This window comes from Streptomyces sp. NPDC039423, from assembly GCF_055598725.1.
In genome coordinates this window covers 362,343-388,245 of sequence record NZ_JBVKAH010000006.1, presented here as the reverse complement: position 1 = coordinate 388,245, position 25,903 = coordinate 362,343, and the positions used below count along the sequence as shown (strand labels likewise).

29 protein-coding genes are annotated in these 25,903 nt (G+C 73.2%); 13 read left to right on the top strand and 16 right to left on the bottom strand.

Features of this window, described 5'->3' with window-relative positions:
• Positions 1-27: 27 nt before the first annotated feature.
• Positions 28-648, top strand: a complete 621-nt coding sequence (locus tag ACZ7LK_RS21560; protein WP_469461116.1) for an HAD family hydrolase — start codon at positions 28-30, stop codon at positions 646-648.
• Here ACZ7LK_RS21560 and ACZ7LK_RS21555 read toward each other — a convergent pair.
• Positions 627-875, bottom strand: a complete 249-nt coding sequence (locus ACZ7LK_RS21555; protein WP_392275010.1) for a hypothetical protein — start codon at positions 873-875, stop codon at positions 627-629. The two genes, ACZ7LK_RS21560 and ACZ7LK_RS21555, sit on opposite strands and share 22 nt — an antisense overlap.
• 161 nt (positions 876-1,036) lie before the next feature.
• Here ACZ7LK_RS21555 and ACZ7LK_RS21550 point away from each other — a divergent pair, with 161 nt between their 5' ends.
• A complete protein-coding gene (locus ACZ7LK_RS21550) occupies positions 1,037-1,420 on the top strand; it encodes a cold-shock protein (RefSeq protein WP_031073201.1) in 384 nt (127 codons plus the stop codon).
• 75 nt (positions 1,421-1,495) lie between these two features.
• Here ACZ7LK_RS21550 and ACZ7LK_RS21545 read toward each other — a convergent pair whose 3' ends face one another.
• From ACZ7LK_RS21545 to ACZ7LK_RS21530, 4 genes are read right to left on the bottom strand one after another with little or no spacing between them, the layout of a single operon-like run.
• A complete protein-coding gene (locus tag ACZ7LK_RS21545; protein WP_471142681.1) occupies positions 1,496-2,335 on the bottom strand; it encodes a 1,4-dihydroxy-6-naphthoate synthase in 840 nt (279 codons plus the stop codon).
• The gene (locus ACZ7LK_RS21540) at positions 2,332-3,084 is read right to left on the bottom strand and encodes a futalosine hydrolase (protein WP_471142866.1); all 753 of its coding nucleotides are present in this window, start codon (positions 3,082-3,084) and stop codon (positions 2,332-2,334) included. Before ACZ7LK_RS21540 ends, ACZ7LK_RS21545 begins: the two co-directional genes overlap by 4 nt.
• Positions 3,085-3,086: 2 nt before the next feature.
• Positions 3,087-3,566, bottom strand: a complete 480-nt coding sequence (locus tag ACZ7LK_RS21535; RefSeq protein WP_392275012.1) for a DUF2771 domain-containing protein — start codon at positions 3,564-3,566, stop codon at positions 3,087-3,089.
• Between the two features lie 27 nt (positions 3,567-3,593).
• Positions 3,594-4,940: an MFS transporter gene (locus ACZ7LK_RS21530; protein ID WP_471142678.1), complete on the bottom strand. Its 1,347-nt coding sequence runs from the start codon at positions 4,938-4,940 to the stop codon at positions 3,594-3,596.
• Between the two features lie 287 nt (positions 4,941-5,227).
• On the opposite strand from ACZ7LK_RS21530, the gene ACZ7LK_RS21525 reads away from it, so the two are divergent.
• Both ACZ7LK_RS21525 and ACZ7LK_RS21520 read left to right on the top strand, forming a co-directional pair.
• Complete coding sequence (locus ACZ7LK_RS21525) at positions 5,228-6,142, top strand: DUF3027 domain-containing protein (RefSeq protein WP_392275014.1); 915 nt, start codon at positions 5,228-5,230, stop codon at positions 6,140-6,142.
• 284 nt (positions 6,143-6,426) lie between these two features.
• Positions 6,427-9,603, top strand: coding sequence for a sacsin N-terminal ATP-binding-like domain-containing protein (locus ACZ7LK_RS21520; RefSeq protein ID WP_471142674.1), 3,177 nt, complete (start codon positions 6,427-6,429; stop codon positions 9,601-9,603).
• A gap of 84 nt (positions 9,604-9,687) precedes the next feature.
• Here the strand turns inward: ACZ7LK_RS21520 and ACZ7LK_RS21515 are convergent, their stop codons facing one another.
• Together ACZ7LK_RS21515 and ACZ7LK_RS21510 are read right to left on the bottom strand one after the other, a co-directional pair.
• Positions 9,688-12,147 (bottom strand): HAD-IC family P-type ATPase, encoded by a 2,460-nt coding sequence (locus tag ACZ7LK_RS21515; RefSeq protein ID WP_471142671.1) that lies wholly within the window; start codon positions 12,145-12,147, stop codon positions 9,688-9,690.
• A 91-nt stretch (positions 12,148-12,238) separates the two neighbouring features.
• A complete protein-coding gene (locus ACZ7LK_RS21510; protein ID WP_392275017.1) occupies positions 12,239-12,511 on the bottom strand; it encodes a DUF2530 domain-containing protein in 273 nt (90 codons plus the stop codon).
• A gap of 226 nt (positions 12,512-12,737) precedes the next feature.
• Here ACZ7LK_RS21510 and ACZ7LK_RS21505 point away from each other — a divergent pair, with 226 nt between their 5' ends.
• Positions 12,738-14,195, top strand: a complete 1,458-nt coding sequence (locus ACZ7LK_RS21505) for an NCS2 family permease (RefSeq protein WP_392275018.1) — start codon at positions 12,738-12,740, stop codon at positions 14,193-14,195.
• 99 nt (positions 14,196-14,294) lie between these two features.
• Here the strand turns inward: ACZ7LK_RS21505 and ACZ7LK_RS21500 are convergent, their stop codons facing one another.
• On the bottom strand, positions 14,295-14,483 hold the full coding sequence (locus ACZ7LK_RS21500; RefSeq protein WP_392275019.1) for a ribbon-helix-helix protein, CopG family: 189 nt from the start codon (positions 14,481-14,483) through the stop codon (positions 14,295-14,297).
• A gap of 131 nt (positions 14,484-14,614) precedes the next feature.
• Here ACZ7LK_RS21500 and ACZ7LK_RS21495 point away from each other — a divergent pair, with 131 nt between their 5' ends.
• Together ACZ7LK_RS21495 and ACZ7LK_RS21490 are read left to right on the top strand one after the other, a co-directional pair.
• Positions 14,615-15,058 (top strand): MarR family winged helix-turn-helix transcriptional regulator, encoded by a 444-nt coding sequence (locus ACZ7LK_RS21495; RefSeq protein ID WP_392275020.1) that lies wholly within the window; start codon positions 14,615-14,617, stop codon positions 15,056-15,058.
• Positions 15,059-15,088: 30 nt separating this feature from the next.
• On the top strand, positions 15,089-16,477 hold the full coding sequence (locus ACZ7LK_RS21490; RefSeq protein WP_471142667.1) for an MFS transporter: 1,389 nt from the start codon (positions 15,089-15,091) through the stop codon (positions 16,475-16,477).
• Between the two features lie 48 nt (positions 16,478-16,525).
• Here ACZ7LK_RS21490 and ACZ7LK_RS21485 read toward each other — a convergent pair whose 3' ends face one another.
• Positions 16,526-17,035, bottom strand: a complete 510-nt coding sequence (locus tag ACZ7LK_RS21485) for a GNAT family N-acetyltransferase (protein ID WP_392275022.1) — start codon at positions 17,033-17,035, stop codon at positions 16,526-16,528.
• 41 nt (positions 17,036-17,076) lie between these two features.
• Between ACZ7LK_RS21485 and thpR the strand changes: the two genes are divergently transcribed.
• Entirely contained in the window at positions 17,077-17,649 is a 573-nt protein-coding gene (thpR, locus tag ACZ7LK_RS21480) for an RNA 2',3'-cyclic phosphodiesterase (RefSeq protein ID WP_392275023.1), read from the top strand.
• 128 nt (positions 17,650-17,777) lie between these two features.
• Here thpR and ACZ7LK_RS21475 read toward each other — a convergent pair whose 3' ends face one another.
• Positions 17,778-18,764: an aldo/keto reductase gene (locus ACZ7LK_RS21475; RefSeq protein WP_469461129.1), complete on the bottom strand. Its 987-nt coding sequence runs from the start codon at positions 18,762-18,764 to the stop codon at positions 17,778-17,780.
• A 54-nt stretch (positions 18,765-18,818) separates the two neighbouring features.
• On the bottom strand, positions 18,819-19,328 hold the full coding sequence (locus ACZ7LK_RS21470) for a MarR family winged helix-turn-helix transcriptional regulator (RefSeq protein ID WP_392275025.1): 510 nt from the start codon (positions 19,326-19,328) through the stop codon (positions 18,819-18,821).
• Here ACZ7LK_RS21470 and ACZ7LK_RS21465 point away from each other — a divergent pair.
• Positions 19,327-19,857, top strand: coding sequence for a carboxymuconolactone decarboxylase family protein (locus tag ACZ7LK_RS21465; protein WP_392275026.1), 531 nt, complete (start codon positions 19,327-19,329; stop codon positions 19,855-19,857). The genes ACZ7LK_RS21470 and ACZ7LK_RS21465 overlap by 2 nt on opposite strands.
• On the opposite strand, the gene ACZ7LK_RS21460 is transcribed toward ACZ7LK_RS21465, so the two are convergent.
• Positions 19,844-20,320: a MarR family winged helix-turn-helix transcriptional regulator gene (locus tag ACZ7LK_RS21460; protein ID WP_392275027.1), complete on the bottom strand. Its 477-nt coding sequence runs from the start codon at positions 20,318-20,320 to the stop codon at positions 19,844-19,846. The two genes, ACZ7LK_RS21465 and ACZ7LK_RS21460, sit on opposite strands and share 14 nt — an antisense overlap.
• A gap of 152 nt (positions 20,321-20,472) precedes the next feature.
• Between ACZ7LK_RS21460 and ACZ7LK_RS21455 the strand changes: the two genes are divergently transcribed.
• Positions 20,473-21,633 (top strand): alpha/beta hydrolase family protein, encoded by a 1,161-nt coding sequence (locus tag ACZ7LK_RS21455; RefSeq protein WP_392275028.1) that lies wholly within the window; start codon positions 20,473-20,475, stop codon positions 21,631-21,633.
• On the opposite strand, the gene ACZ7LK_RS21450 is transcribed toward ACZ7LK_RS21455, so the two are convergent.
• Both ACZ7LK_RS21450 and ACZ7LK_RS21445 read right to left on the bottom strand, forming a co-directional pair.
• Complete coding sequence (locus tag ACZ7LK_RS21450; RefSeq protein WP_471142660.1) at positions 21,577-21,843, bottom strand: DUF397 domain-containing protein; 267 nt, start codon at positions 21,841-21,843, stop codon at positions 21,577-21,579. The two genes, ACZ7LK_RS21455 and ACZ7LK_RS21450, sit on opposite strands and share 57 nt — an antisense overlap.
• The gene (locus tag ACZ7LK_RS21445) at positions 21,840-22,658 is read right to left on the bottom strand and encodes a helix-turn-helix domain-containing protein (protein WP_392275030.1); all 819 of its coding nucleotides are present in this window, start codon (positions 22,656-22,658) and stop codon (positions 21,840-21,842) included. Before ACZ7LK_RS21445 ends, ACZ7LK_RS21450 begins: the two co-directional genes overlap by 4 nt.
• 82 nt (positions 22,659-22,740) lie before the next feature.
• Here ACZ7LK_RS21445 and ACZ7LK_RS21440 point away from each other — a divergent pair, with 82 nt between their 5' ends.
• The gene (locus tag ACZ7LK_RS21440) at positions 22,741-23,151 is read left to right on the top strand and encodes a hypothetical protein (RefSeq protein WP_471142863.1); all 411 of its coding nucleotides are present in this window, start codon (positions 22,741-22,743) and stop codon (positions 23,149-23,151) included.
• 102 nt (positions 23,152-23,253) lie between these two features.
• On the top strand, positions 23,254-24,192 hold the full coding sequence (locus ACZ7LK_RS21435; protein ID WP_471142658.1) for a hypothetical protein: 939 nt from the start codon (positions 23,254-23,256) through the stop codon (positions 24,190-24,192).
• 30 nt (positions 24,193-24,222) lie between these two features.
• Here the strand turns inward: ACZ7LK_RS21435 and ACZ7LK_RS21430 are convergent, their stop codons facing one another.
• On the bottom strand, positions 24,223-24,768 hold the full coding sequence (locus tag ACZ7LK_RS21430) for a DUF7927 domain-containing protein (protein ID WP_469461138.1): 546 nt from the start codon (positions 24,766-24,768) through the stop codon (positions 24,223-24,225).
• 77 nt (positions 24,769-24,845) lie between these two features.
• Between ACZ7LK_RS21430 and ACZ7LK_RS21425 the strand changes: the two genes are divergently transcribed.
• The gene (locus ACZ7LK_RS21425) at positions 24,846-25,157 is read left to right on the top strand and encodes a CAP domain-containing protein (RefSeq protein ID WP_392275033.1); all 312 of its coding nucleotides are present in this window, start codon (positions 24,846-24,848) and stop codon (positions 25,155-25,157) included.
• 6 nt (positions 25,158-25,163) lie between these two features.
• Here ACZ7LK_RS21425 and ACZ7LK_RS21420 read toward each other — a convergent pair whose 3' ends face one another.
• Entirely contained in the window at positions 25,164-25,871 is a 708-nt protein-coding gene (locus ACZ7LK_RS21420) for a GDSL-type esterase/lipase family protein (protein ID WP_471142654.1), read from the bottom strand.
• Positions 25,872-25,903 lie beyond the last annotated feature (32 nt).

Here is a 25,903-nt window from a genome sequence, read left to right as displayed (position 1 = left end):
CGCGGGCCGGCGGGCACAATGGCGGTCATGGTCCCCACGCTGACGGTCGGCTTCGACCTCGACATGACCCTGATCGACTCCCGCCCCGGGATCCACGCCACCTACCGGGCGCTGTCCGCCGAGACCGGTGCGTGGATCGACGCCGATCTGGCCGTCACGCGGCTGGGACCACCCCTCGAACAGGAGCTCGCACACTGGTTCCCGGCCGACCGGATCGCGGAGACGGCCGACCGCTACCGGGAGATCTACCCGGCCCACGCCATCGCGCCCACCCTCGCGATGCCCGGCGCCAGGGATGCGATTCAAGCCGTTCGCGCGGCGGGCGGCCGGGCCGTCGTCGTCACCGCCAAGCACGAGCCGAACGCCAAGCTGCACCTGGAGCACCTGGGCATCGAACCCGACGCGGTGGTCGGCTGGTTGTGGGCCGAGGCGAAGGCGGAGGCGCTGCGCGAGCACGGCGCGGGCGTGTACGTCGGCGACCACACCGGCGACGTGCGCGGCGCCCGCGCGGCCGGCGCCCTGGCGGTGTCGATACCCACCGGGCCGTGCGACGCCGACGAGCTGCGGGCGGCCGGCGCGGACGTCGTCCTGCCCGACCTGACGGCCTTCCCGGCCTGGTGGGACGCCTACCGGGCCGACGTGGCCTGACGGCGCTGGGCGGCGACCGACCGCAGCACCCCGGCGGCGGCGATCAGGAACCCGACGCCCATGAGCATGCACACGGCGTACGCGACCGGCGGGAACGGGTCGGTGCCCAGGAACAGCGGGGCCATGGTGGCCAGAGTGGCGACGGCGCCGACGATGAAGACGATTCCGCCGGCCCGGACCAGGCCGTCACCGGGGGCGGTGCCGCCGGCGGGGGTTTCACTATGCATTCGGCCAGGGTAGTTCCCTGGCCGGAGGAACGGACCGGCGACGTCTTGTCACCAGCCCCTGGACCATTAGCCTTGACGTGTGGCGGGTCCCGGCGACCCGCTGTAGTGCTATCCAGAGCCATTTTTGGCGCCAGACATCGAGTACGAGGACGAGGACAGACGTGCCTACCGGCAAGGTCAAGTGGTTCAACAGCGAGAAGGGCTTCGGCTTTCTCTCCCGCGACGACGGCGGCGACGTCTTCGTGCACTCGTCGGTGCTCCCTGCCGGGGTCGACGCCCTCAAGCCCGGCCAGCGCGTCGAGTTCGGCGTGGTCGCGGGCCAGCGCGGTGACCAGGCGCTCTCGGTGACGGTCCTCGACCCGACCCCCTCGGTCGCGGCGGCCCAGCGGCGCAAGCCGGACGAACTGGCCTCGATCGTCCAGGACCTGACGACGCTGCTGGAGAACATCACGCCCATGCTGGAGCGCGGCCGCTACCCCGACAAGGTCCACGGAAAGAAGATCGCCGGCCTGCTGCGGGCGGTCGCCGACCAGCTCGACGTCTGAGGACCGCCCCGCCCGGCGGGGCCCCGCCACGACGCCCGCCCCCGGCCACGGCCGGGGGCGCGGCCCGTCACGGGGTCACGGGAAGGCCAGCGCCTCCGGCCGCACCGGCGGGACCAGCCCCTCGGCCGCCGCGCGGGTCAGCAGCCCCCGTACCGCCGCGTAGCCGTCCTCGCCGAGGTCGGCCGTGAACTCGTTGACGTACAGCCCGATGTGCTGATCGGCCACGGCCCGGTCCATCTCCTGGGCGTGCTCCCGTACGTACGGGCGCGACGCCTCCGGGTCGTCCCAGGCCATACGGACCGACGCGCGCGCCGACTCCGCGAGCCGCCGGAGCGTGTCCGCGCCCAGGGAGCGCTTCGCGACGATCGCGCCCAGCGGGATCGGCAGCCCGGTCGTGCCCTCCCAGTGCTCGCCCATGTCGGCGAGGCGGTGCAGGCCGTAGTCCTGGTACGTGAACCGGGCCTCGTGGATGACCAGGCCCGCGTCGACCTTGCCGTCCCGCACGGCCGGCATGATCTCGTGGAACGGCATCACCACGACCTCGCCGACCCCGCCCGGGACGACGTCCGCCGCCCACAGCCGGAACAGCAGGTACGCGGTGGAGCGCTCGCTCGGCACCGCGACCGTCCGGCCGGTCAGGTCCAGGCCCGCCTCCCGGGTGAGGACCAGCGGGCCGCAGCCCCGGCCCAGCGCGCCCCCGCAGGGCAGCAGGGCGTACTCGTCCAGGATCCAGGGCAGCACGGCGTACGACACCTTCAGGACGTCGAAGCCGGCCGCGCCGCGCTCGGCCAGGCCGTTCGTCACGTCGATGTCCGCGAACGTCACGTCGAGCGGGGGCGCGCCCGGCACCAGGCCGTGCGCCCAGGCGTGGAAGACGAACGTGTCGTTCGGGCACGGGGAGTACGCGATCCTCACAGGTCCTCCGGGAAGACGGTGGTACCGAGCGACCGGAAGGCGTGCCGCAGCGAGTCCAGGGCCTCGCCGATCCGCCAGGCGGCCCGGTCGCGCGGGCCGACGGTGTTGGACACCGCGCGCAGTTCGACGACGGGCACCCCGTGGGCGGCGGCCGCCTCGGCGACGCCGAAGCCCTCCATCGCCTCCGAGCCGGCCCCGGGGTGACGGGCGATGAGCTCCGCGGTGCGGGCGGCGGTGCCGGTGACGGTCGACACGGTCAGCGCCGGGGCGACCACGTGCGGCCGGCCGTCCGCGCGCAGGGCGGCGGCGATCCGGCCGGTCAGACCGGGCGGCGGCAGGTGGACGGAGCGGCCGAAGCCCAGCTCCTCGACGGCGACGTACCCGTCGGGCGTGTCGGCCCCCAGGTCGGCGGCGACGATCGAGCCGGACACCACGAGCGTCCCGAGCGGCGCCACGGGCGCGAAACCGCCGCCGATGCCGGCCGAGACGACCAGGTCGTACGGGGCCGGGGCGGCGGCGAGGGCGGCGGTCGCCGCGACGGCCGCGGTCGCGGGGCCCACGCCCCCGGTGACGACGTCCACGACGGTGTCCGTGGTGGCTCCGTCCGCCGCGTGCGGCGGACGCCGGCGCAGACGGGTCAGGGCGTGACCCGACGGCAGGGCGCCCGGGGCGGACACCGCGTCACCGCCGAGACCGGCGACGACGGAGTCCGACTCCACCGCCACCGCCGTCACGACCAGGACACGCAGGGTCAGGATTCCTTCTTCAGCTCGAAGTGCCAGATGCCGGTCAGCTTCTTGCCGCTGGTCTCCACGATGCTGATCTGCGCCGTGTTGGACGTCTCACCGGTCTGGCTGGAGAGGAACGCGCTGGCCGGGATCGACCGGTACGTCTTCTTGTAGGGCTCCTGCTCGGCCTGCTGGCCCCCGATGAACAGCGTCCAGCCGTGCTCGGCGACCTCCGGGTCCACGCCGAAGCGGATCCGGTCGTCGGCGGAGACCGTGATGGTCTTCTCCGGCTTCTTCTTCAGACAGCCCTGGATCAGCGACTCCTTGATGGCCTCGCCGTCGTTGTAGCAGGCCGCTTCGGCGTTGACCGAGTCGGACCCGACCGTCACGGTCGCGAGCGGGGTCGGCTTGTCGCATGCGGAGAGTACGAGGAGTCCGGCGGAGACGGCACCCAGAGCGACGCCGGCCCGGCGGGCCTTACCGGAAAAGAACGCAACGGTCATGGGCCGAAGGCTATACGCCGCCCCGCATCACGCCACGCGGGGGTGCGGCGTGCCGCGCCGTGCCGCCGACAGCAGGCCCCGTACCGTCACCGCCACGCCCAGCGCCAGGATCGCCGCCGCGACCGACATGCCGAGCGTCCCGTTCAGCGGCAGCGCGATGCCGATCCCCCCGCCGACCACCCACGCCATCTGGAGCAGCGTCTCGGAGCGGGCGAACGCCGACGTCCGCACCACCTCCGGCACGTCCCGCTGGATCATCGCGTCCAGCGACAGCTTCGACAGCGCCTGCGACAGCCCCGCCACCGCGCCGAGCACCGCGACCGCGATCCCCCCGAAGAACACCGCCGCCACGATTGCCGCCACCATCGCGAGCGTCACCATCGCCGCGACGATCAGCTCCGGCGCCCGCGACCTGAGCAGCGCCCCCAGCGCCGTACCGCACGCGTTGCCGACGCCCGCCGCCACGCCCACGATGCCCAGCGACACCGCCGCGCTCTGTCCCGACAGCGGGTGCTCCCGCAGCAGGAACGCCAGGAAGAAGATCAGGAAGCCGGACAGCACCCGGTGCGCGGCGTTCGCCTGGAGGCCGTGCAGCACCGACGGGCCGACCGTGCGGAGGCTCGGCTTCCGCTCGCCGTGCGTCAGCATGTGCGCCTTGCGCTCGCCCTTCGCCGAGTCGACCTTGGGCGGCATCGACAGCGCCAGCAGCGTCCCCCCGGCGAACAGCACGCACGCCCCGTACAGCGGCCACTGCGGCCCGATCCGCTGCAACCCCACCCCCACGGGCGCGGCGACGCCCGTCGCCAGCAGCCCGGCCAGGGTCACCCGCGAGTTCGCCTTCACCAGGGAGAAGCCGTGCGGCAGGAGTCTGGGCACCACGGCGCTGCGCACCACCCCGTACGCCTTCGACGCCACCAGCACGCCGAGCGCCGCCGGGTACAGCTCCAGGTCCCCGGTGACCACCGCGCCCGACAGGGCGACGGCGAGCAGCACCCGGGCGAGCATCGCGCCCGCCATCGCCGCCCGGCGGCCGTGCGGCAGCCGGTCCAGCAGCGGGCCGATGACGGGAGCGAGGAGGGTGAACGGGGCCATGGTGACGGCCAGGTACAGCGCCACCCGGCCGCGGGCCTCGTCCGTCGGCACCGAGAAGAACACCGTGGAGGCGAGCGCGACGGTGATCATGACGTCACCCGCGCCGTTCACGGCGTGCAGTTCGATCAGTTTCCCGAGGCCCGATTCGCCCGCGCCGTGGGCGTGCGTCGCTTTTCGGATACCGCGCGCGGTGCCGGTGAACGGCAGGTGGAGGGCGCGCCCCAGCCGCCGGCCCGCCCTCCGGCGCGGCCCGGCATCGTCGGACGACCTCGCGGCTGCCACCTCGTCATAGTGCCCCAGCAGCCGCTTCCGCGAACCGTGAAGAGGGCTACTTGGGGCGGGCAGGTGGGCGGCGGGCTGCGGAAGGGGTAGCGTGCGTAGCGCGCCACCGGCGGAAGTTCTCGGCCGCGCGCCTCTTCGGCATCCCGCAGAATGGATGACGATAGGTGTGCCCGAGACACGGAGGGCGCGGACGTCGATGCGGCCCACTGGTCCGCTCCGCCCGCCGCCCGAACCTTCGCGAATCGGCCGGCGCATCTGTGAGACGGCGTAGGAGATGAGCGAGACCTGTGAGTGCTGCGACGACGCGAAGCCGTACCCCGCGTACCCCCGCCCCCGACCGCCTGTGCGCCGAGGCGGTGGACCTTGCCCGGGAGGCGGCCGCGGAGGCGGCCGCGCCCGGGGTGGTGGGTGAGCACACGGGCGTCGTCGCGGAGGGCGACCGGGTCGTCACGCACTTCTTCGCCTGCCACGAACCCGGCTACCGGGGGTGGCGCTGGGCCGTGACGGTCGCCCGCGCGTCGCGCGCGAAGGTCGTCACCCTCGACGAGACGGTGCTGCTGCCGGGGCCCGACGCCCTCCTGGCGCCCGAGTGGGTGCCGTGGAGCGAGCGGCTGCGCCCGGGCGACATGGGGCCGGGGGACCTGCTGCCCACCGAGCAGGACGACCTGCGGCTGGAGCCCGGGTACACCGGGGAGGACGTGCCGCCGCCGAACTCCCCCGTGTCGGAGGAGATGGCCGAGCTCGTCGACGCCGAGGACGCCGACCTGGTGGCCCGCACCCCCTCGCGGGGCTCCATCGCGGCCGTCGCGGAGGAACTGGGCCTGCGCCGGGCGCGGGTGCTGTCCCGGTACGGGCTGCATGTCGCGGCCGACCGCTGGGAGGAGAACTTCGGGGCGAAGACCCCGATGGCGCAGGCCGCGCCGGCGCCGTGCGTGTCGTGCGGGTTCCTCATGCCGCTGGGCGGGTCGCTGAAGCAGGCGTTCGGCGTGTGCGCCAACGAGTTCTCGCCGGCGGACGGGCGCGTGGTGTCCCTGACGTACGGCTGCGGCGGGCACTCCGAGGCGGCCGTCATGCCCAAGCCGCCGCGGCCTGCCCCGCCGGTGCTGGACTCGATGGGCGCGGACGAGTTCCCCCTGCGCCCGGCCCGCGACAGCGGTTCGGTGCCGTCGGCGTCCCCGGACGAGGACCTCGGCCACAGCTAGCCCCCCGGGCGGGGGCGCCCACGGGCGCCGGCCGGGCGGGCCGCTGCGGGAGGCACGTCACGGGTTCTCCCACGCAAGCCCGGTCGTCCTACGCCCGGAACACGCCACCCTCCGCGTCCCCCTTCGGGGTGGCCCCACGGCCCGGGGTGATCCACCGGCGTGAGGGTGACGGGGTCGGAGGTGGGGGGTGCTCGGACGTAAAAGAGCGCAGCGACAGTCCGGGTACCGCCCGCCGTAGGCCCCGGCCCCCGGGGGAGGGACTGCCTCGTCGGGGGACGGGGGGCATGGCGCTCCGGGCGGCGCGCGGTACCTTCGGGCTCCGTAACGACGCGCAGGGCGAGAGAGCGGAGCACGACGTGGGCGTGAGGGCGACGGCGACCGATGGGGCCGACCCGTTCGGGACCGCGCGGCTGCGGCGTGGGGTGCTGGACGCGTGGGGCGCGGGACCCGCGAGGTTCCGGGAGGACGCCAACGCGGAGGAGGACCTGGCGCTCGGCGGGTACCGCGACCGGCTGGTGGTGGAGCTGGCGCAGAACGCCGCGGACGCCGCCGCCCGCGCCGGCGTGCCCGGCCGGCTGCGGCTGACGCTGCACCCGGCGGACGCGGACGGCCCCGCCGTGCTCGCGGCCGCCAACACCGGCGCGCCGCTGGACGCGACCGGTGTCGAGTCGCTGAGCACGCTGCGCGCGTCCGCCAAGCGGGAGGGCCACGAGGGCGCGGTCGGCCGGTTCGGCGTCGGGTTCGCCGCGGTGCTGGCGGTGAGCGACGAGCCGGCGGTCGTGGGCCGGCACGGGGGCGTCCGGTGGTCGTTGCGGGAGGCCCGCGAGATGGCGGCCGACGTGGCGAAGGCCAGCCCCGGCCTGGGCGACGAACTGCGCCGCCGGGACGGCCACGTGCCGCTGCTGCGGCTGCCGCTGCCCGCCGAGGGCACCGCGCCGGAGGGGTACGACACGGTGGTGATCCTGCCGTTGCGGGACGCCGCCGCCGTGGACCTGGCCGAGCGGCTGCTCGCCGGGATCGACGACGCCCTGCTGCTGACCCTGCCGGGGCTCACCGAGGTCGTCGTGGAGGGCCCGAAGGGGACGCGGACGCTCACCCGGCGGGAGGAGGACGGGTACGTCCACATCGACGACAGCGAGGACGGCACGCGCCGGTGGCGGACCGTCACCCACCGGGGCGCGATCGAGCCGGAGCTGCTGAAGGACCGGCCCGTCGAGGAGCGGCTGCGGCCGCACTGGACGGTGACGTGGGCCGTTCCGGTGGACGGCGAGGGCGCGCCGGTCCGTCCGCGCACCGCGCCGGTGGTGCACGCCCCGACGCCCACCGATGAACCGCTCGGCATCCCCGCCCTGCTCATCGCGACGTTCCCGCTGGACACGACCCGCCGCCACCCGGCGCCCGGCCCGCTGACCGACTTCCTGGTGCGGCGCGCCGCCGACGCGTACGCCGAACTGCTCGCCGACTGGCGGCCGGTGACCACCGGCACGGTCGACCTGGTGCCGGGCCCGCTGGGCGGGGGCGTCCTGGACGGGGCGCTCCGGGGGGCGGTGCTGGAGCTGCTGCCCCGGGTGGCGTTCCTGGCCCCGGCGGCGGCCACGGAGGAGCTCCCGGCGCTGCGCCCGTTCGAGGCGGAGGTCGTCGAGGGCGCCGGCGCCGACACCGTCCGCGTCCTGGCGGAGGTCCTGCCGACGCTGCTGCCGGCCGGTCTGGAGCGCCGGGCCGAGCTGCGCGCCCTGGGGGTGGCCCGGCTGTCGCTCGGCGACGCGATCGACCGGCTGGCCGGCACCGAGCGCACCCCCGCGTGGTGGCACCGGCTGTACGAGTCGCTCGCGGGCGTCGACCCGGACCGGCTGACGGGCCTGCCCGTGCCGCTCGTCGGCGGCCGTACCGCGACCGGCCCCCGGCACGTGCTGCTGCCGCTGGCGGACACGCCCACCGACCTGACGAAGCTGGGCCTGAAGGTCGCCCACCCCGACGCCGCGCACCCGCTGCTGGAGAAGCTCGGCGCCCTGCCCGCCACCCCGCGCGCGGTGCTCACCACCCCGCAGGTGCGGGCGGCCGTGGCGGGGTCGCTGGACGCGGGCGAGATGTGGGAGGAGGACGCCCCGGACGCCGAGGAGCTGGCGGAGACGGTCCTCACCCTCGTACGGGACGCCGGGCTGGAGCCGGGCGACGAGCCGTGGCTGGGCGCGCTGGCGCTGCCCGACGAGGACGGCGAGCTGGCTCCGGCGGGTGAACTGGTGCTGCCGGGCAGCCCGTTCGCGGACGTGATGCGGCCGGACGAACTGGCGCTGGTGGACGCCGGGCTGGCCGAGCGGTGGGGCGGGCAGCCGCTCGCCGCGTGCGGGGTGCTCGCGGACTTCGCGCTGGTACGCGCCTCGGACGTGGTGCTGGACCCGGACGAACTGGAGCCGCGCGAGGGGGACTTCCCGGAGCCGGACGACGCGGGGCTGCTGGACGCGGTCGACGTGTGGTGCGAGGACGTGCTGGACCGGCTGCCCGAGACGCCGGTGCCGCCCGTCGCGACCGAGATCGTGGCCGTGCGGGACCTGGACCTGGTGGACGACGACGCCTGGCCCCGGGCGCTGGCCATGCTCGCCCGGCCGCCGCTGCGGGACGCCCTGACCCAGCCGGTGCGGGTCCTGCTGCCGGACGGGACGACCACGACGGTCCGCCCGTACACGGCCTGGTGGCTGCGCGACCACCCGGTGCTGGACGGCCGCCGTCCCGCCGGGCTGCGCGCGGCCGGGGCGGACCCGCTGCTGGAGGGTCTGTACGACCCGGCCGACACGACCGGTTTCGCCGACGCGCAGGTGCTGCGCGCCCTGGGCGTGCGCACCTCGGTGGCCGCGCTGCTGGACGAGCCGGGCGGTGCCGCCGAGCTGCTGGGCCGGCTCGCCGATCCGGAGCGGGAGGTGACGGGCGCCCAGCTTCACGGCCTGTACACCGCCCTGGCGGACCTCGACCCCGAGCAGGTGACCCTGCCGGACGAGCTGCGCGCGGTGGTGGACGGCGAGGTGCGGGTGGTGGACGCGGCGGACGCGCTGGTCGCCGACGCGCCGGACCTGCTGCCGCTGACGGCGGGGCGGCCGCTGCTGCCGGTGGCCCCGGCGCGGGCGGCGGACCTGGCGGAGCTGCTCCAGGTGCGGCGGCTGAGCGAGGAGGTGGTGGCGGAGGTGACGTCGGCGGGCGAGGAGCACGACGTACCGGAGCCGGTGCACGCCCTGCTCGGTCCGGGCACGCCGGTGACGTACGTGGAGCACGAGGAGCTGCGGGCGGGGGGCGTCGAGCTGGACTGGCGGCGAACCCCGGACGGCACGGTGCACGCGGCCACCCTGGAGGGCGTCGCGGCGGGCCTGGCGTGGGCGGCGGGCCAGTGGCCGCGCCGCTTCGAGGTCGCCGCCCTGCTGGAGGACCCGTCCCGCACGGCGGAGCTGGCCCGCGACCGCTGGTTCGACTGACGGCCGCGCGCCCCGGGGGCACCGGCACCGCGCCCCCGGGGGGCACCGGTACCGAACCCCCGGGCCCGCGTCCCCGGGGCGGCGTCAGGCGGTGGACCGGCGGTCCACCAGCCGCCAGGCGAGTTCCACCAGCGCGGCGCCGACGGCCGCGATGGCCACGGCGAGCCACGGCATGGTGGTGCCCACCAGCCGGAGGGCGAAGAAGTGCTGGAGCCAGGGCACGGCGAGGACCAGGACGAAGGCGCCGGCCATGGTGGCGACCAGGGCGACGCGCCACCAGGTGTAGGGGCGGGCGATGATCGCCAGGACCCACATGGACACCAGGAACAGGGTGAGGGTGGCCGCGCTGGTCTCGGCGCCGAGCGCGTCGGGTCCGTCGTAGTGGGCGCGGGCCAGGAGGTACGTCGTGAAGGTGGCGGCGGCCGCGACGATGCCGCCGGGGACGGCGTACCGCATGACCCGGCGGACGAAGTGGGGTTCGGCTCGCTCGGTGTTGGGGGCCAGCGCGAGGAAGAAGGCGGGGGCGCCGATGGTGAGGGTGGACAGCAGGGTGAGGTGGCGGGGCAGGAAGGGGTACTCGATGCCGCTGCACACCACCAGGATCGCCAGCAGCACCGAGTAGACCGTCTTGGTGAGGAAGAGGGTGGCGACCCGGGTGATGTTGCCGATGACCCGGCGGCCCTCGGCCACGACGGCGGGCAGGGTGGCGAAGCTGTTGTCGAGGAGCACGATCTGGGCGACGGCCTTGGTCGCCTCGGAGCCGGAGCCCATGGACACCCCGATGTCGGCGTCCTTGAGGGCGAGGACGTCGTTGACACCGTCGCCCGTCATGGCGACGGTGTGGCCGCCGGACTGGAGGGCGCCGACCATCTTCCGCTTCTGCTGGGGGGTGACGCGCCCGAAGACGGCGGCCGCGTCGAGCGCCTCGGCCATCTCGTGCCGTTCGGCGGGGAGCCGGCGGGCGTCGACGGTGGCGTCGGCGCCGGGCAGGCCGAGTTTCGCGGCGACGGCGCCGACGGCCACCGCGTTGTCGCCGGAGATGACCTTGGCGGCGACGTTCTGGTCGGCGAAGTAGCCGAGGGTGTCGGCGGCGTCGGGGCGCAGCCGCTGTTCGAGGACGACGAGGGCGGTGGCGCGGGCGCCGTCGGTGACGTCGGGGGCGTCCAGTGCGCCGGCGGCGCGCGCCAGGAGCAGGACGCGCAGTCCCCGCCGGTTGAGGTCGTCGGTCTCGCGCTGGACGGGATCGTCGTCGGGGAGGAGGACGTCGGGGGCGCCGAGCAGCCAGGTGCTGGTGCGGCCGTCGCCCTCGCTGAAGGTGGCGCCGCTGTACTTGCGGGCGGAGGAGAAGGGCAGGGCCTGGGTGCAGCGCCACTCCTCGTGGTCCGGGTAGGCGTCGATGATCGCCCGGAGGGAGGCGTTGGGGCGGGGGTCGGATTCGCCGAGGGCGCCGAGGACGGTCCGTACGTAGGTCTCGTCCCCGCCGCCGAGGGTGCGCAGCTCGGTGACGTCCATGCCGCCCTCGGTGAGGGTGCCGGTCTTGTCGAGGCAGACGACGTCGACGCGGGCGAGCCCCTCGATGGCGGGCAGTTCCTGCACGAGGCACTGTTTGCGGCCGAGCCGGATGACGCCGATGGCGAAGGCGACGGAGGTGAGGAGGACCAGGCCCTCGGGGATCATCGGGACGATGCCGCCGACGGTGCGGGCGACGGAGTTCTTGACGTCGGTGTCCTTGACGACGAGCTGGCTGATGACCAGGCCGATGGCGGTCGGGACCATCATCCACGTCACGTACTTGAGGATGGTGGAGATGCCGGACCGGAGTTCGGAGCGGACCAGGGTGAAGCGGGACGCCTCCTCGGCGAGCTGGGCCGCGTAGGCCTCGCGTCCCACCCGGGTGGCGGTGAAGGCCCCGCCGCCGGCGACGACGAAGCTGCCGGACATGACCTGGTCGCCGCGCTTCTTCACGACGGGGTCGGCCTCGCCGGTGAGCAGGGACTCGTCCACCTCCAGGTTGTCCGCCTCGGCGACCTGGCCGTCGACGACGACCTTGTCGCCGGGGCCGAGCTCGATGCAGTCCCCGAGGACGATCTCCGAGGTGTGGACCTCGGCGGCCTTCCCGTCGCGCCGGACGGTGGGCTTGGTCTCGCCGATGACGGCGAGCGAGTCCAGGGTCCGCTTGGCCCGCAGTTCCTGGACGATGCCGATGCCGGTGTTGGCGATGATCACGAACCCGAAGAGGCTGTCCTGGATGGGGGCGACGATCAGCATGATCACCCACAGGACGCCGATGATCGCGTTGAAGCGGGTGAAGACGTTGCCGCGGACGATGTCGGTGGTGGAGCGGGAGCTGCGGACGGGTACGTCGTTGACCTCGCCCCGCGCGACCCGTTCGGCCACCTCGGCGGCGGTCAGTCCGGCGGGCCGGTGCTGGACGGGCGGCCGCACGGGGTGGACGGGGTCGAGTTCCGCCCCGGCGTCGATGGTGGGTTCGCCGGGATCGGCGCCCTCGGAGCCGTCGGTCTCGATCTGCGCCCGCTGCGTCATGTTTCCGACGGTACGACCGTCCCCGCGCCCGCACACGGCGAGCGGCGGGGGGATCCGCCCGGAACGACGCGGACGGTCCCCGGGCGCCGCGTCAGGGGCGCGCGGTGCCGTCCCGCTCGGCGGCGGCCGCCCGCTTGAGGGCCGCGTCGCGCCTGCGGACGTACCAGATGCCGATCAGGCCCAGTCCGGCGCCGGCGAGGCAGGTCCACACCCACCAGGTGAGGTCGTGGTCGGCGAACCAGCCGTAGAAGGGGACCTGGGCGAGGAAGAGGACGAACCAGAGGACCGTGCCGCCGGTGATGGTGGCGACGACGGGCCCCTCCAGGGGCTCGGGTGCCTCGTGCTTGGGGGTCCACTTCGCCATGCGCACAGTGTAGGCGGGGCGGTCCCGGGGTCCGACGGGCCGTGCGGGGCGGTCCCCCGGGGCCGTGCGGGGACTGGCTCTACGCGCGGAGATACCGATCTTCGCATGATGCGTTCATACTGAAACAGCTTGTGTCTGACTGGTTTTCTTTGTGTGAATGGCCAAATGCGACCGGTCATGACAGCCGTCCTGCCTTCCTTCCCGCCCCCGCACCCTGAGGTTCTCCATGCCCTCCTCGGCCACCGCGCCGGCGGACGCCGTCTCCACGCCGCCGTCCCCCCAGCCGTCTTCCCGCGGCCGCCTGGACCGCTTCTTCAAGATCTCGGAGCGTGGCTCCACGGTCGCCCGTGAGGTACGCGGCGGCTTCGCGACCTTCTTCGCGATGGCCTACATCATCGTGCTGAACCCGATCATCCTGGGCAGCGCCAAGGACATGTACGGGCACCAGCTCGACGGTGGCCAGCTCGTCACCGCCACGGTGCTGACCGCCGCGTTCTCGACGCTGCTGATGGGCGTCATCGGCAACGTGCCGATCGCCCTGGCGGCCGGCCTCGGCGTCAACACGGTCGTCGCCCTCCAGCTCGCGCCCCGCATGTCGTGGCCGGATGCGATGGGCATGGTCGTGCTGGCCGGCTTCGTGGTGATGCTGCTGGTCGCGACGGGTCTGCGCGAGCGGGTGATGAACGCGGTGCCCGTCGGGCTGCGCAAGGGCATCGCCATCGGCATCGGCCTGTTCATCATGCTCATCGGGCTGGTCGACTCCGGGTTCGTCTCCCGCATCCCGGACGCCGCCCACACCACCGTCCCGCTCCAGCTCGGCGCCGACGGCCACCTCACCGGCTGGCCGGTGCTGGTCTTCGTGCTGGGCGCGCTGCTGACGCTGGCCCTGATCGTCCGCAAGGTGCCGGGCGCGATCCTGATCTCGATCGTGGTCATGACCCTGGTCGCGATGGTGGTCAACGCGGTCGCGACCGTCCCCTCCTGGGGCCTGACCACCCCGGAGTGGCCCGGCAACCCGGTGGCCTCGCCGGACTTCGGCCTGGTCGGCCAGGTGAGCCTGTTCGGCGGCTTCGGCAAGGTCGGCCTGCTGACCGGGTGCCTGTTCGTCTTCACCGTGCTGCTCTCCTGCTTCTTCGACGCGATGGGCACCATCCTGGGCGTCGGCGACGAGGCCAAGCTGATGGACGAGGACGGCAACTTCCCCGGCATCAACAAGGTGCTCCTGGTGGACGGCCTCGCGGTCGCCTCCGGCGGCGCCAGCTCCTCCTCGGCGACCACCTGCTTCGTGGAGTCCACGGCGGGCGTCGGCGAGGGCGCGCGCACCGGTCTGGCGTCCGTCGTCACCGGCGCGCTGTTCTCGGTGGCGCTCTTCCTCACCCCGATCGCCACGATGGTCCCCTCCCAGGCGGCCACCCCCGCGCTGCTGGCGGTCGGGTTCCTGATCCTGGCCGGGTCGGTGAAGGACATCGACTGGAGCGACTTCACGATCGCGGTGCCGGCGTTCCTGGCGATGGTGATGATGCCGTTCACGTACTCGATCACCAACGGCATCGGCATCGGCTTCATCGCCTTCTCCGTGCTGCGCCTCGCCGCGGGCCGTGGCCGCGAGGTCCCGGTGGCGATGTACGTGGTCTCGGCGGTCTTCGCCTTCTACTACGCGATGCCGGCCCTCGGCCTCACCTGACGGGCGTCCCCGCCCCCTTTTCGTCCGTCCGGCCCGGTCCGTGTCCCCCACGGTCCGGGCCGCCGGCGTTCCCGGCCGCCGGTGGCCGTCGGCGGCCGGTCAGGCGCCCCGGGGGCCGTAGAAGCGGGCCGTCTCGTCGACCGAGGCCCGGAAGCGTTCGTCGAAGTCGTCCCGGGCGAGCGCCCGGACCACGTAGTCCTGGAGGGTCATCCCGCTGCGGGCGGCGTGGCGCCGGACCCGGTCGAGCAGTTCTCCGTCTATCCGCAGGCTGAGCACCGTCGATCCCATGCCGCCCAGACTCGCCCTCCAGCGCGCGCCCCCGCGTCACTTTTCGGCCTCGTCTCACTCGTACGGGTGACACGTACCACGCACGGCCAACCGGGTGGTATTTAGCCTGGGTAATGAGTTACGCTAAATACATGCCAGACCTCTCCCACGGCGACCCCGCTGACGCAGCCGCCGTGAACGCCTTGCGCTCGGCCGTCATGCGGCTGGGCCGACGCCTGAAGCACCAGCGCGTCGACGAATCGCTGAGCCCCACCGAGATGTCGGTGCTGGGCACCCTCGCCCGCTGCGGTTCCGCCACCCCCGGTGAGCTGGCCCGCAAGGAGCACGTACAGCCGCCGTCGATGACCCGCATCGTGGCGCTGCTGGAGGCCAAGGGACTGGTCCGGCTGGAGCCGCACCCCGACGACCGCCGGCAGAAGGTGGTCAGCCAGACCGAGACGGCCGAGGCCATGCTCGAGGAGTCCCGCCGCAAGCGGAACGCCTGGCTGGCTTCGCTCGCCGAGGGTCTGGATGAGGACGAGTGGGCGAAGCTGCGCGCTGCCGCTCCCGTGCTGGAGAAGCTCGCAGATCTGTAAGACGCACGAGGCACCAAGGAGGCGGACCTTTTGAGTTCGGGACCCGGAGCAGACTCCGCACCCGCACACAACCCCTACAACAAGCACCGCAAGCACGACAAGCTCAGCAAGCACGACAAGCGCGCCGAGCAGGCGGCCCCCCGGCGGCCGGAGACGTTCTCCTCCCTCAAGGTCCGCAACTACCGGCTCTTCTTCGCCGGCGCCATCGTCTCCAACACCGGTACCTGGATGGCCCGGATCGCCCAGGACTGGCTGGTGCTGAGCCTCACGGGCTCCGCCGCCGCCGTCGGCATCACCACGGCGCTGCAATTCCTGCCGATGCTGCTCTTCGGCCTGTACGGCGGTGTCATCGCCGACCGCTACCCCAAGCGGAACCTGCTGATGTTCAGCCAGGCCGCCCTCGGTCTGTGCGGTCTCGCACTCGCCGTCCTCACCCTGTCCGGGCATGTCCAGGTCTGGCACGTGTACCTGATCGCGTTCCTGCTCGGCATGGTCACGGTCGTCGACAACCCGGCCCGGCAGTCGTTCTACTCGGAGCTGGTCGGGCCCGCCGAGGTCCGCAACGCCGTCAGCCTGAACTCGGCCAACTTCCAGTCGGCGCGGCTGATCGGCCCCGCCGTCGCGGGTGCCCTGATCGCGTCGGTCGGCAGCGGCTACGCCTTCCTGGTCAACGGCCTGTCCTTCCTCGCCCCGCTCGCCTCCCTGCTGCTCATGCGCACCGCCGAGCTGCACCAGGTGGCCCGGGCACCGCGCGGCAAGGGGCAGCTCCGGGAAGGGCTGCGGTACGTGGCGGGCCGGCCGGAGCTGATCTGGCCGATCGCGCTGGTGGGCTTCGTCGGCACCTTCGGTTTCAACTTCCCGATCTGGCTGACCGCCTTCTCCGGCGACGTCTTCCACGCCGGGGCGGGCACCTACGGCTTCCTCAACACCCTGATGGCCGTCGGCTCCCTCGCCGGTGCGCTGCTCGCCGCCCGGCGCGGCACCTCCCGGCTGCGGCTGCTGGTCGGCGGGGCGGTCGCGTTCGGCGTCCTGGAGATCGCGGCCGCGCTCTCGCCGTCCTTCTGGCTCTTCGCGCTGCTGCTGGTCCCGATCGGCATGTTCGGCCTGACGGTGAACGTGACGGCCAACTCGTCGGTCCAGCTCGCCACCGACCCGGTGATGCGGGGCCGGGTGATGAGCCTCTACATGATGGTCTTCGTCGGCGGTACGCCGGTGGGCGCGCCCCTGCTGGGCTGGATCACCGACACCTACGGCGCCCGCGCCGGCTTCGCCACGGGCGGCGCCGTCTCGCTGGCCGCCGCCGTGGTGATCGGTCTGGTGCTGGCCCGGGTGGGCGGGCTGCGCGTGAAGGTCGAGATGCGCGGCCGTCACCCGCACGTGCGGTTCGTCCCGCGCGAGCAGCTCGCCACGGCTGCCTGAGCGCCACCGGCGCGATGGTAGGGGCCCCGCCCTCGGCGGGGCCCTTCGTCATACCCGCCGCTCCAGCACCTGCCCCGGCCAGTCACCGACGGTGAAGGTCTCGGTGGGCGTGAAGCCGTTGCGTACGTAGTAGTCCACGAGCCGCCCGCCGCTGCCGGCGAAGCAGTCGACCCGCAGCAGCGAGACGCCCTGCCGCCGGGTCTCCTCGACCGCGTGCGCCAGCAGCGCGCCGCCCACGCCCCGTCCGTGGAACCGGATGCCGGTGGCCAGGAAGCGCACGTACTGTTCCGGCTCACCGGCGGGGGCGACGTCGGGCCCGGGGTGGGGCGTCAGCGTCAGGGTTCCCGCCGGTACACCGCCGATCTCGGCGATCCACGGCGAGCCCTCCGTGACCGTCTCCCGCACCCGGCGCACGGCCCGGGGCTTCGACGACCAGGGCTCGGTGCCCCACTGGTCGGTGATCCCGCGCTCGTTGAGCCAGACGACGGCGCTGTCCAGCATGCCGAGTATCGCGGGGACGTCGTCCGCCGTGGCCTTCCTGATCTCCACAGTGTCCATCGGCCGAGGATACGGCGCGTGGATCATGCCAGACTCGCGGTATGAGGCTTTTCGCTGCCGTGCTGCCGAGTCCCGCGGCCGTCGACGAACTCGCCGCCGAGGTGGGCCGGTTGAGGGCGCTGCCCGGTGCCGGTGACCTCCGCTGGACGGGGCGGGACGGCTGGCACTTCACGCTGGCGTTCATGGGTGAGGTCGACGACGGGCTGGTGCCGGAGCTGAGCACCCGGCTCGCCCGTGCCGCGCACCGCACCGACCCGTTCGCGCTGCGGCTCCACGGGGGCGGGCGGTTCGGCCGGCGGGTGCTGTGGGCGGGCGCGGCGGGCGGGCTGGACGAGATGCGGCTGCTCGCCGAGCGCGCGGACGCGGCCGCCCGGCGCTCGGGCGTGCCCATGGAGGAGCACCGCCGCTACCAGGCCCATCTCACGGTGGCCCGGAGCCGTACGGACGCCGTCGACCTGCGCCCCTTCGTGGAGCGGCTCCGGGAGTTCGAGGGCGTCCGCTGGGACGTCGCGGAGCTGGCGCTGGTGCGCAGCAACCTGCCGGGCGGCGGCGCCGTGGGCCGGGGGCCCCGTTACGAGACGGTCGGGTCCTGGCCGCTCGGGCGGGCCAGCTAACCTCGAAGCGTGGACCCCAAGACCCGTAACCGCATCATGGCCGGTGTACTCGTGCTGATGTTCGTGATCGTCGCCGTGGCGGCCGCGCTCGGCTGAGCCCGGGGCGCGGCCGTCCGGTGTGACGCCCGTCACCAGGCGAAGGCCTCCGGGGACGGTCCCGGGCCGGGGAAGATCGCGTCCAGCTCGGACAGGACTTCGTCGGTGAGTTCCAGCTCCACCGCCCGCAGCGCGGAGTCGAGCTGTTCGGCGGTGCGCGGGCCGACGATCGGTCCCGTCACGCCGGGCCGGGTCAGCAGCCAGGCCAGGGCCACCTCGCCGGGCTCCAGCCCGTGCTTGTCGAGGAGGTCCTCGTACGCCTGGAGCTGGAGGCGCACGTCGGTGTCGGCGAGCGCGTCCGCCGAGCGGCCGCTGGTGCGGCGCCCGCCCTTGGCCTCCTTCTTGATCACGCCGCCGAGCAGTCCGCCGTGCAGCGGCGACCAGGGGATGACGCCCAGGCCGTAGTCCTGCGCGGCGGGGATGACCTCCATCTCGGCGCGGCGCTCGGACAGGTTGTAGAGGCACTGCTCGCTGACGAGCCCGACCATGCCGCGCCGGGCGGCGGCCTCGTTCGCCTGGGCGATCTTGTAGCCGGGGAAGTTGGACGACCCGGCGTAGAGGATCTTGCCCTGCTGGATCAGGACGTCGATGGCCTGCCAGATCTCGTCGAAGGGCGTGTGCCGGTCGATGTGGTGGAACTGGTAGAGGTCGATGTGGTCGGTGTTCAGCCGCTTGAGGCTGGCCTCGACGGCCCGCCGGATGTTCACGGCGGAGAGCTTGTCGTGGTTGGGCCAGACCTGCCCGTCGGTCGACATGTTGCCGTACACCTTGGTGGCGAGGACGACCTTGTCCCGGTCGCCGCCCCGGGCGAACCAGGAGCCGATGATCTCCTCCGTACGGCCCTTGTTCTCGCCCCAGCCGTAGACGTTGGCAGTGTCGAAGAAGTTGATGCCCGCGTCGATCGCGGCGTTCATGATGGCGTGACTGCCGGCCTCGTCGGTCTGGGGTCCGAAGTTCATCGTGCCGAGGACGAGTCGGCTGACCTTGAGTCCGGTGCGTCCGAGCTGCGTGTACTTCATGGATGTACAGCCAACGCCTTCGAGCGCCCTCGAAGCAAGGGGGCGCCGGGCGGGTCACGCCCCGCCCAGCCACCCCGCCGCGTCGAGCCGGAAGGCGTCGGCCGGGACGACCGCGCGCAGGGCGTCCTCCATGTCCCGGACGCGGTCGGACCCGAGGGTGCGCGCCCAGTCGGCCCGCAGCTCGTCGAAGATCGCGGCCGACCGGGCGAGCGCGTCCAGACCGTGCGGGGTGAGGCGGACGAGCTTGCGGCGGGCGTCGGCGGGGTCGTCGGCGCGCTCGGCGTACCCGAGGGCGACCAGCCGGTCGACGGTCTTGCCGGCCGCCTGCTTGGACACCCCGAGCCGCCGCCCGACCTCGCTGGCGGTCGCCCCGGCGACCCCGACGGCCTGCATGGCGTAGCCGTGGGCGGGCCGCAGGTCCGGGTGGCCCTGGGCGGCGAGTTCGGCGTGCAGGCGGTCGATCAGGGTGCGGAAGCCCGCGAAGAGGAGCAGCGGCAGCTCGTAACCCCGGCTCGACCCCTTGCCCGGATCGACAACCTGGTTTACCTTCTTATCGTCAACCATGTTGTCCATCTTAGGAGCGGCCGTGTTCGTCGACCACACCCTGGAGTCCGCCCCGCCCGCCTCCCGTCCCGTCATGGAGGCCGTCGCCCACCGCATGGGCGGCCACGTCCCGCCGGCCGTCGCCCGCATGGCGGCCTCGCCCGAGCTGCTGGAGGGGTTCATGACCCTCACGGCCATGTTCGACCGCACCTCGCTCGACCCGCTCGCCCGCGAGACGGTCGTCATGACGGTGGCCACCCGCAACGGCTGCCAGGTCTGCGTGGACCTCCACACCCGCAAGCTCCGCGCCCTGGGCGCCGACCCCGCCACGATCACCGCCCTCCGGGACGGCACCCCGCTCCCCGAGGAACGCCTCGACGCGGTGCGGCGGTTCGTCGAGGCCGTGTACGCCACGGCGGGCGAGGTCGCCGACGCGGACCTGGCCGCCTTCCTCGCCCACGGCTACACCGAACGCAACGCCCTGGAGGTGGTGATGGGCATCGGCACGTACACCATGTCCACCTTCGCCAATCGCCTCACGCGGGCGTAGCCGCCGCGTTGGCGGCCATGCGGCGCAGTACCTTCAGCGCGGCCACGTACTCGTCGTCGCCGATGCCGTCGTGGATCCGCGCCCGGACGTCCGTGACCAGCTCCTTGATACGGGCCTTGGCGGCGCGGCCCTCGTCGGTGAGGTGCAGGTGCCCGGCGCCGTCGGCGCGCAGCCAGCCCCGGTGGAGCAGGTGATCGACGGCACGGGAGGCGTCGTGGGGCGTGTCCGCGACATCGGCCAGCCCGGCCACGATCACCTCTCGGGTGACGTCGTCACCGGCGTCGACGCGGTTGAGCGTCCACCACATGGGCTGGGTGATGTCCACCCGGGCCATCGCGTCACGGATGTACTTGATGACCGCCTTGTGGGCGACGCCGCTCCAGTAGCCGATGGGCTGCGCGGCGAGCTCTTCGTCGGTGGCGGCGGGGTCGGCGGGGACGGGAACGGTCTTCGTGGTCGTCATGCGGTCGACCGTAGGACCTCGACCGCGCTTGAGGTCAACTCCCTTACGGGGCAGGTCGTTCCACGGTCGGAGACCGCCGTACGTCCAGGGGGCGACCCGGCTCGGGCCATGGGGGGACGCCCGGGGGCCGGTCCGCTGCCTAGCCTCGCCGTATGCATCGACTGCCTCGCGGCGCGGCCGCCGCCCTCCTCGGTCTGTCCCTCGCCCTGCTCGGTACGGGTGTCGCCCACGCGGCCCCGGCCGTTGGCCCCGTCGCCGCCTCCGACCCCTCCTCCGTGCGCCTCCACCTCCCGGCGCCCACCGGCCCGTACGCGGTGGGCCGCGACACGCTGCACCTCGTCGACACCGGCCGTCCCGACCCGTGGGTCCCGGAGGCCGGGCCGCGCGAGCTGATGGTGACGATGTACTACCCGGCCCGCCCCGGTGGCGGCCGCACCGCCAAGTACATGACCGAGCGCGAGGCCCAGGCGTTCCTGGAGGACCGGAAGCTGACCGACGCGGTGTCCGCCCGGACGCTCAGCGCCACCCGCACCAACGCCCGCACCGGCGCCGCCCCCGTACACGGGAAGTTCCCGCTCGTGGTGCTGTCGCCCGGGTTCTCCGTCAACCGCTGGACCCTGTCCGTCCTCGCCGAGGAGCTGGCCGCCCAGGGCTACGTCGTCGCCGCCGTCGACCACGCCTACGAGGCGGCCGGTGCCGCCTTCCCGGGCGGCCGTCTGCTCTCCTGCGTCGCCTGCGACAAGATCAAGCCGGGCGGGTACGGCGTGGTGCCCAAGGGCCGGGCCCAGGACACGTCCTTCCTGCTCGACCGGCTGCTCGCCGACAAGCGCCCCGCCTGGCGGCACGCCCGCATGATCGACCGCACGAAGATCGGCATGGCCGGCCACTCCATCGGCGGCGCCTCCGCCGCCACGACCATGGCGGGCGACCGGCGCGTGCGCGCGGGCGTCAACATGGACGGCTCCTTCATGGAGCCCGTACCCGCCGAGGGTCTGGGCGGCCGGCCCTTCCTGATGCTCGGCACCGGCGACGACGACCCCTCCTGGATCCGCGACTGGCCGCTCCTGGGCGGCTGGAAGCGCTGGATCAACGTCACGGGCTCGGAACACTTCACCTTCACGGACGTGCCCGTCCTCGCCGACCAGCTCGGCCTCCTGCCCCCGGAGGAGCCCCTGTCCGGCAAGCGGTCCCAGGAGATCACCCGCGCGTACGTGACCGCCTTCTTCGACCTGCACCTGAGGGGCGTGGACCGGAAGCTACTGGACGGCCCGACCGCCCAGCACCCGGAGGTGGTCTTCCACAAGGAAGGCTGACCAGGCGGAGGTGGAGAGGGTCAGGGCGGGGCGGGTCACGTCCTTGGAGTCACGGACGTGGACGGCGTGGGGGAGCAGGGCGACCTCGACGCAGTCGCCGCCCTGGCTGCCGCTGTAGCTGGACTTCGTCCAGGCGAAGGCGACCTCGACGCATGCGCCGCCCTGGTCGCCGCTGTAGCTGCTCTTGAACCAGTCGAGGACGCTGTTCATAGCTCGTGTGCCACCTGTTCGATGAGTTTGGCGGAGTCTTCGGGGGCCAGGGCCTGTGCCCGCAGAATGCCATACCGTGCGAACACGTCCCCCAAGTCCGGCTGTTCGCTCAAGAAGTAGCGTCCACCCTGCCCCTCGATGTAGGCCAACTGACGTTGCCGTTCCGCCGTGTCGAGCAGGGTAAACGGGCCATCGAGCCCGGCATGTGTCTCACGGTCGGCAGGCATTACCTGGATTTCGACGTTCCTACGCCGTCCGACGCTGAGCAGATGCTCCAGGTTCGCCTTGAGGACCGTAGGGCCGCCCAGGGGGCGGGTGAGCACGCTCTGCTCCAGCACGAAGCTGACGAGAGGGGTTGGCTTACGGGTGAAGAGCTGCTGTCGGGAGAGCCGGGCGGAAACCATGGCGTCGATCTCCTCATCGTCCAGTGCCGGACGGTGGGAGCCGAATACAGCGCGGGCGTACGGCTCGATCTGGAGCAAGCCGGGGATGACGTGGTTCTCGTACTTGTGGATGGCGGCCGCCCGGGCCTCCTCCTCCAAGTAGTCCTCGAACCACGCCGCCACTCCGCTCGCCTTCAGCTCCTGCGCCACCTCCAGCAGTGCACCTTGTGCACCCAGCAGCTGGTCCGCCACCTCCACGAAGTTGCCCCTCGGGCGGCGTTCACCGCGCTCGATCATGGCCACTTGGGACTTGGAGTATCCGGTCTCGCGGCCCAGGAGCTCCTGCGAGACCTTCGCCCGTTCGCGGTGGAAGCGCAGCAGCCGGCCGAACGCCTTCGCGGCGCCCGGGCTGCCGTTGTTCCCGATGTTCACGCCCGTCCTCCCCAGGTGCACAACGCGGCACAAACAGCTTGTGGCGCTGGTCACAGTAGATCCGGACCGGGAAGCTGGCCGCATGAATCCACGCGTTTCACTTGACAGGGTTCCGTCCTGGATCCCGGCCTCCGGGCATGCCCTCCGGCATGCGGGCATCCACTTCGACGCCGTGCGCGTCCGGGGGATGCTCGGCGAGGAAGTGGCCTACCGGCTCATGGAGTTCACGGACTTCCAGGCCGGGCCGATCGTCCGGGAGCTGACCGGGGAGCGGAATCTGTACTTCCTGCTGCCGCCCCAGACGGCGGCGGCGTACGCCTGGCCTGCGGGGGCGCGGGCGTTGAGCCGGAGCGGGCGGAGCGCCGCGTTCGTGGGGATCCCGGCGCTGGAGGGGCTGACGTGGCCGCTGGACTGGAGGTCGCGGCCCACGGACGAAGTGCCTTTCGTGGAACCGGACTTGTTGCGCGAAACGGTCGAACATGCTGTACGGTAATCGCGCCAACACGCTCCGTGTGCAGACATGGAGCGGTCCCCGGGGGTGCGCCAACACCGACCGAGGACCTTCACCACTAGTGGAGCTAGAGGTCCACCAGAAATGCTTCGGCATGCTATCGCGCCCGAGCGGCGCTTCACCAAGGTCTCGCACGAGCTCGTACGGCATCGCCGTCTCGGCAGCGACGCCAAGTTGCTGGTCATCTATGTGCAGGGGCTTCCCGAACCCGAGGCCGCCAAGCCGCTCGGTGAGCACGCGGAGAGCCTGGGCATGAAGCCCCGGGCGTTCCAGCGGGCCAAGGAGGAGCTGCTGGCGAGCGGGTTCTTCCACCACTGGCGCCGGCAGGGCGGGCGCGGTCAGTGGATCACCGATCAGTTGCTGTCCAACGTCACCCTGACGGGGGAGGAGGCGAGCCGGCTGCGGGACGGGGTGGCGCCCGAACCCTCCAGCCCGCCGCCACAGTCTTCGCCACCTCCGCCACCTCCGCCCGCTCCGAGGGTCCCGGAACCGACGGTCGGTGCACCGGGGTCCCCGGTGGTCGCCGGTTCTCCTCCGGTAGAAGAAGACCGGGAGAAGAACACTCCCCACCCCCCACCCGAAGAACCGGCCGCTGCGGCCGATTGCGCCGAAGTCGTCGCCGCCGAGGGCGTGTTGCTCTCGCTGCGGCACGAGCACCGGGAGCTGTGGCTGGGCGTGCGGGAGGCCCGGGGCCTGGCGGATGCGGCGGCCGAGTGGCTGCGGCGCGGCTTCTCGACGACCGAGCTGCGGCGGGCGTTGACGACCGGGTTGCCGCCCGGCGGGGTGCGTTCCGCCGTGGGCTTCCTACGGCACCGGCTGGTGGAGAAGCTGCCCGTACCGCTGGAGCCGAGGCCCGCCGTGCGGGGGCTGGTCGTCTGCGAGGGGCCGGGTGACGAGCACGTCTTCCGGCCGGTCGGGGACGAGACGCGGTGCGGGCCGTGCCGGCGGGACGCCGCCGCGTCGATGGCACCGCCGCGCCGGGAGGCGGTCGGCTGGCGGGCACGCCTGAGCCCCGGGCCGTGAGACCCGGGGCTCGGCCGGTGCGGGCTGTGATCAGGCGCCCGTCACCCGGCGGCGACGCATCAGGACCGCGCCGTGCCCGAGGGCTCCGACCGCGCCGATCGAGGCCAGCGCGGGAGCCCGGGCCTCCGGGCTCACGACGGGGATGCCGCGCGAGACGGTGACGTCGCTGGTGCAGCCCGGGTCCTCGGCGCCCTCACCGCAGTTGGAGTCCGCGGTGGAGGTGACGCTGTTGGACAGGGTGGCGGTGTCGCCGTCCGGTTCACCAGCGGTGACGGAGTAGGTCACCTCCGCCTCCTCGCCCGGTTCGAGTTCCCCGGCCCAGGACAGGGTGGAGGTCTCCTCGTCGAAGGAGACCGAACCCGTGGACGCGGTGGCGTCACCGTTGTACTCGGCGCCGCGCAGGGCCGAGAGGTCGTCGGTGAAGGAGGCCTCGTTGTTCGGGGCGTTGCCGTCGTTCCTGACCGTGACGGTGTAGGTGATCCTGTCGCCGGGCTGGACGGCCCGGTTGTCGGCCGACTTGGTCAGCGTGAGGTCCTTCGACAGGTCCGACGAGGTGTCGCAGCTCGCCAGGTCCACCAGCTTGCCGTCGTTGGCGGTGTTGCCCCGGTGGTTCTCCGAGGCGAACGCGTTGCCGACGAACTCGGACGAAGCCGTTGCGGGGGGTCGGCCAGGTCGTCCGGCTGGTCAACATCGAGCGGAGGAAGGCGGGTTGCCCGCCGCTCAAGGTCCACCGGAAGCTGGCGCGCGCGGCGCGCGGCCACAGCGTCGACATGGCGGGGCGCAACCGGCTCTCCCACCGCGGCTCGGGCGGCTCCACGCTCGTGGGCCGCATCAACCGCACCGGTCACGCGTGGGGCATGGCCGGGGAGAACGTGGCCCGGGGCTATCCGGACGCGGCGGCCGTCCTGCGGGGCTGGATGGACAGCCCCGGCCATCGGGCCAACATCGGTGTTCGCCGCTCCTAGGTGACCCTAGGTGACCGGCCCGGAGGCGGCGGCCGGCGCGGTGTACGGGCCGCCCAGGCCCCACGCCTGGTGCATCGCCGTCGCGAAGGCGGCCGCGAGCTTGTGCTCACCGGACGGGCCCGGGTGGGTGCCGTCGTAGGTGTCGGTGGCGATGTCGTACGACTCCGGCACCGAGGCCAGCAGCAGCGGGGAGCCCGGCTCGTCGAGGTCGGCCACGGCCTTGCCGAGCAGCTCGTTGAAGCGGGCGCACTCGGCGGCGAAGGGGGCGTCGTACCCGGCGCGCACGTTGGGGATCACGGGGAGCAGGACGGCCCGGACGCGCGGGTTCGCGGCGCGGGCGGCGGCGACGAAGGCGTGGACGTTCTCGGACGTCTGGTCGCTGTTGGTGTAGAAGCCGAGGTCTATCAGGCCCAGGGACACCAGGAGCACGTCCGCTTCCGCCGCCGTGACGGCCCCGCCGATCAGGGGCGCCATGTGCAGCCAGCCCTCACCCCAGCCGGCCAGGTGCCGGCGGGCGCGGGCGGGGAAGCCGGGGTCGGCGTAGGCGTGTGAGACGGGGGCGTCGGCGGACGCCTCGTACAGCCCGTCGCGCGGGCCGACGATCGCGTACCGGCCGGGGAGGGTGGCGTCCAGGTGCTGCCACATCCGGTAGCGCCAGGTGAAGTCGCCGGCGCGTCCGATGGTCATGGAGTCGCCGACGAACATGAAACGCATGGGGGCCATCATGGCCGACCCCGGCCGGGGAG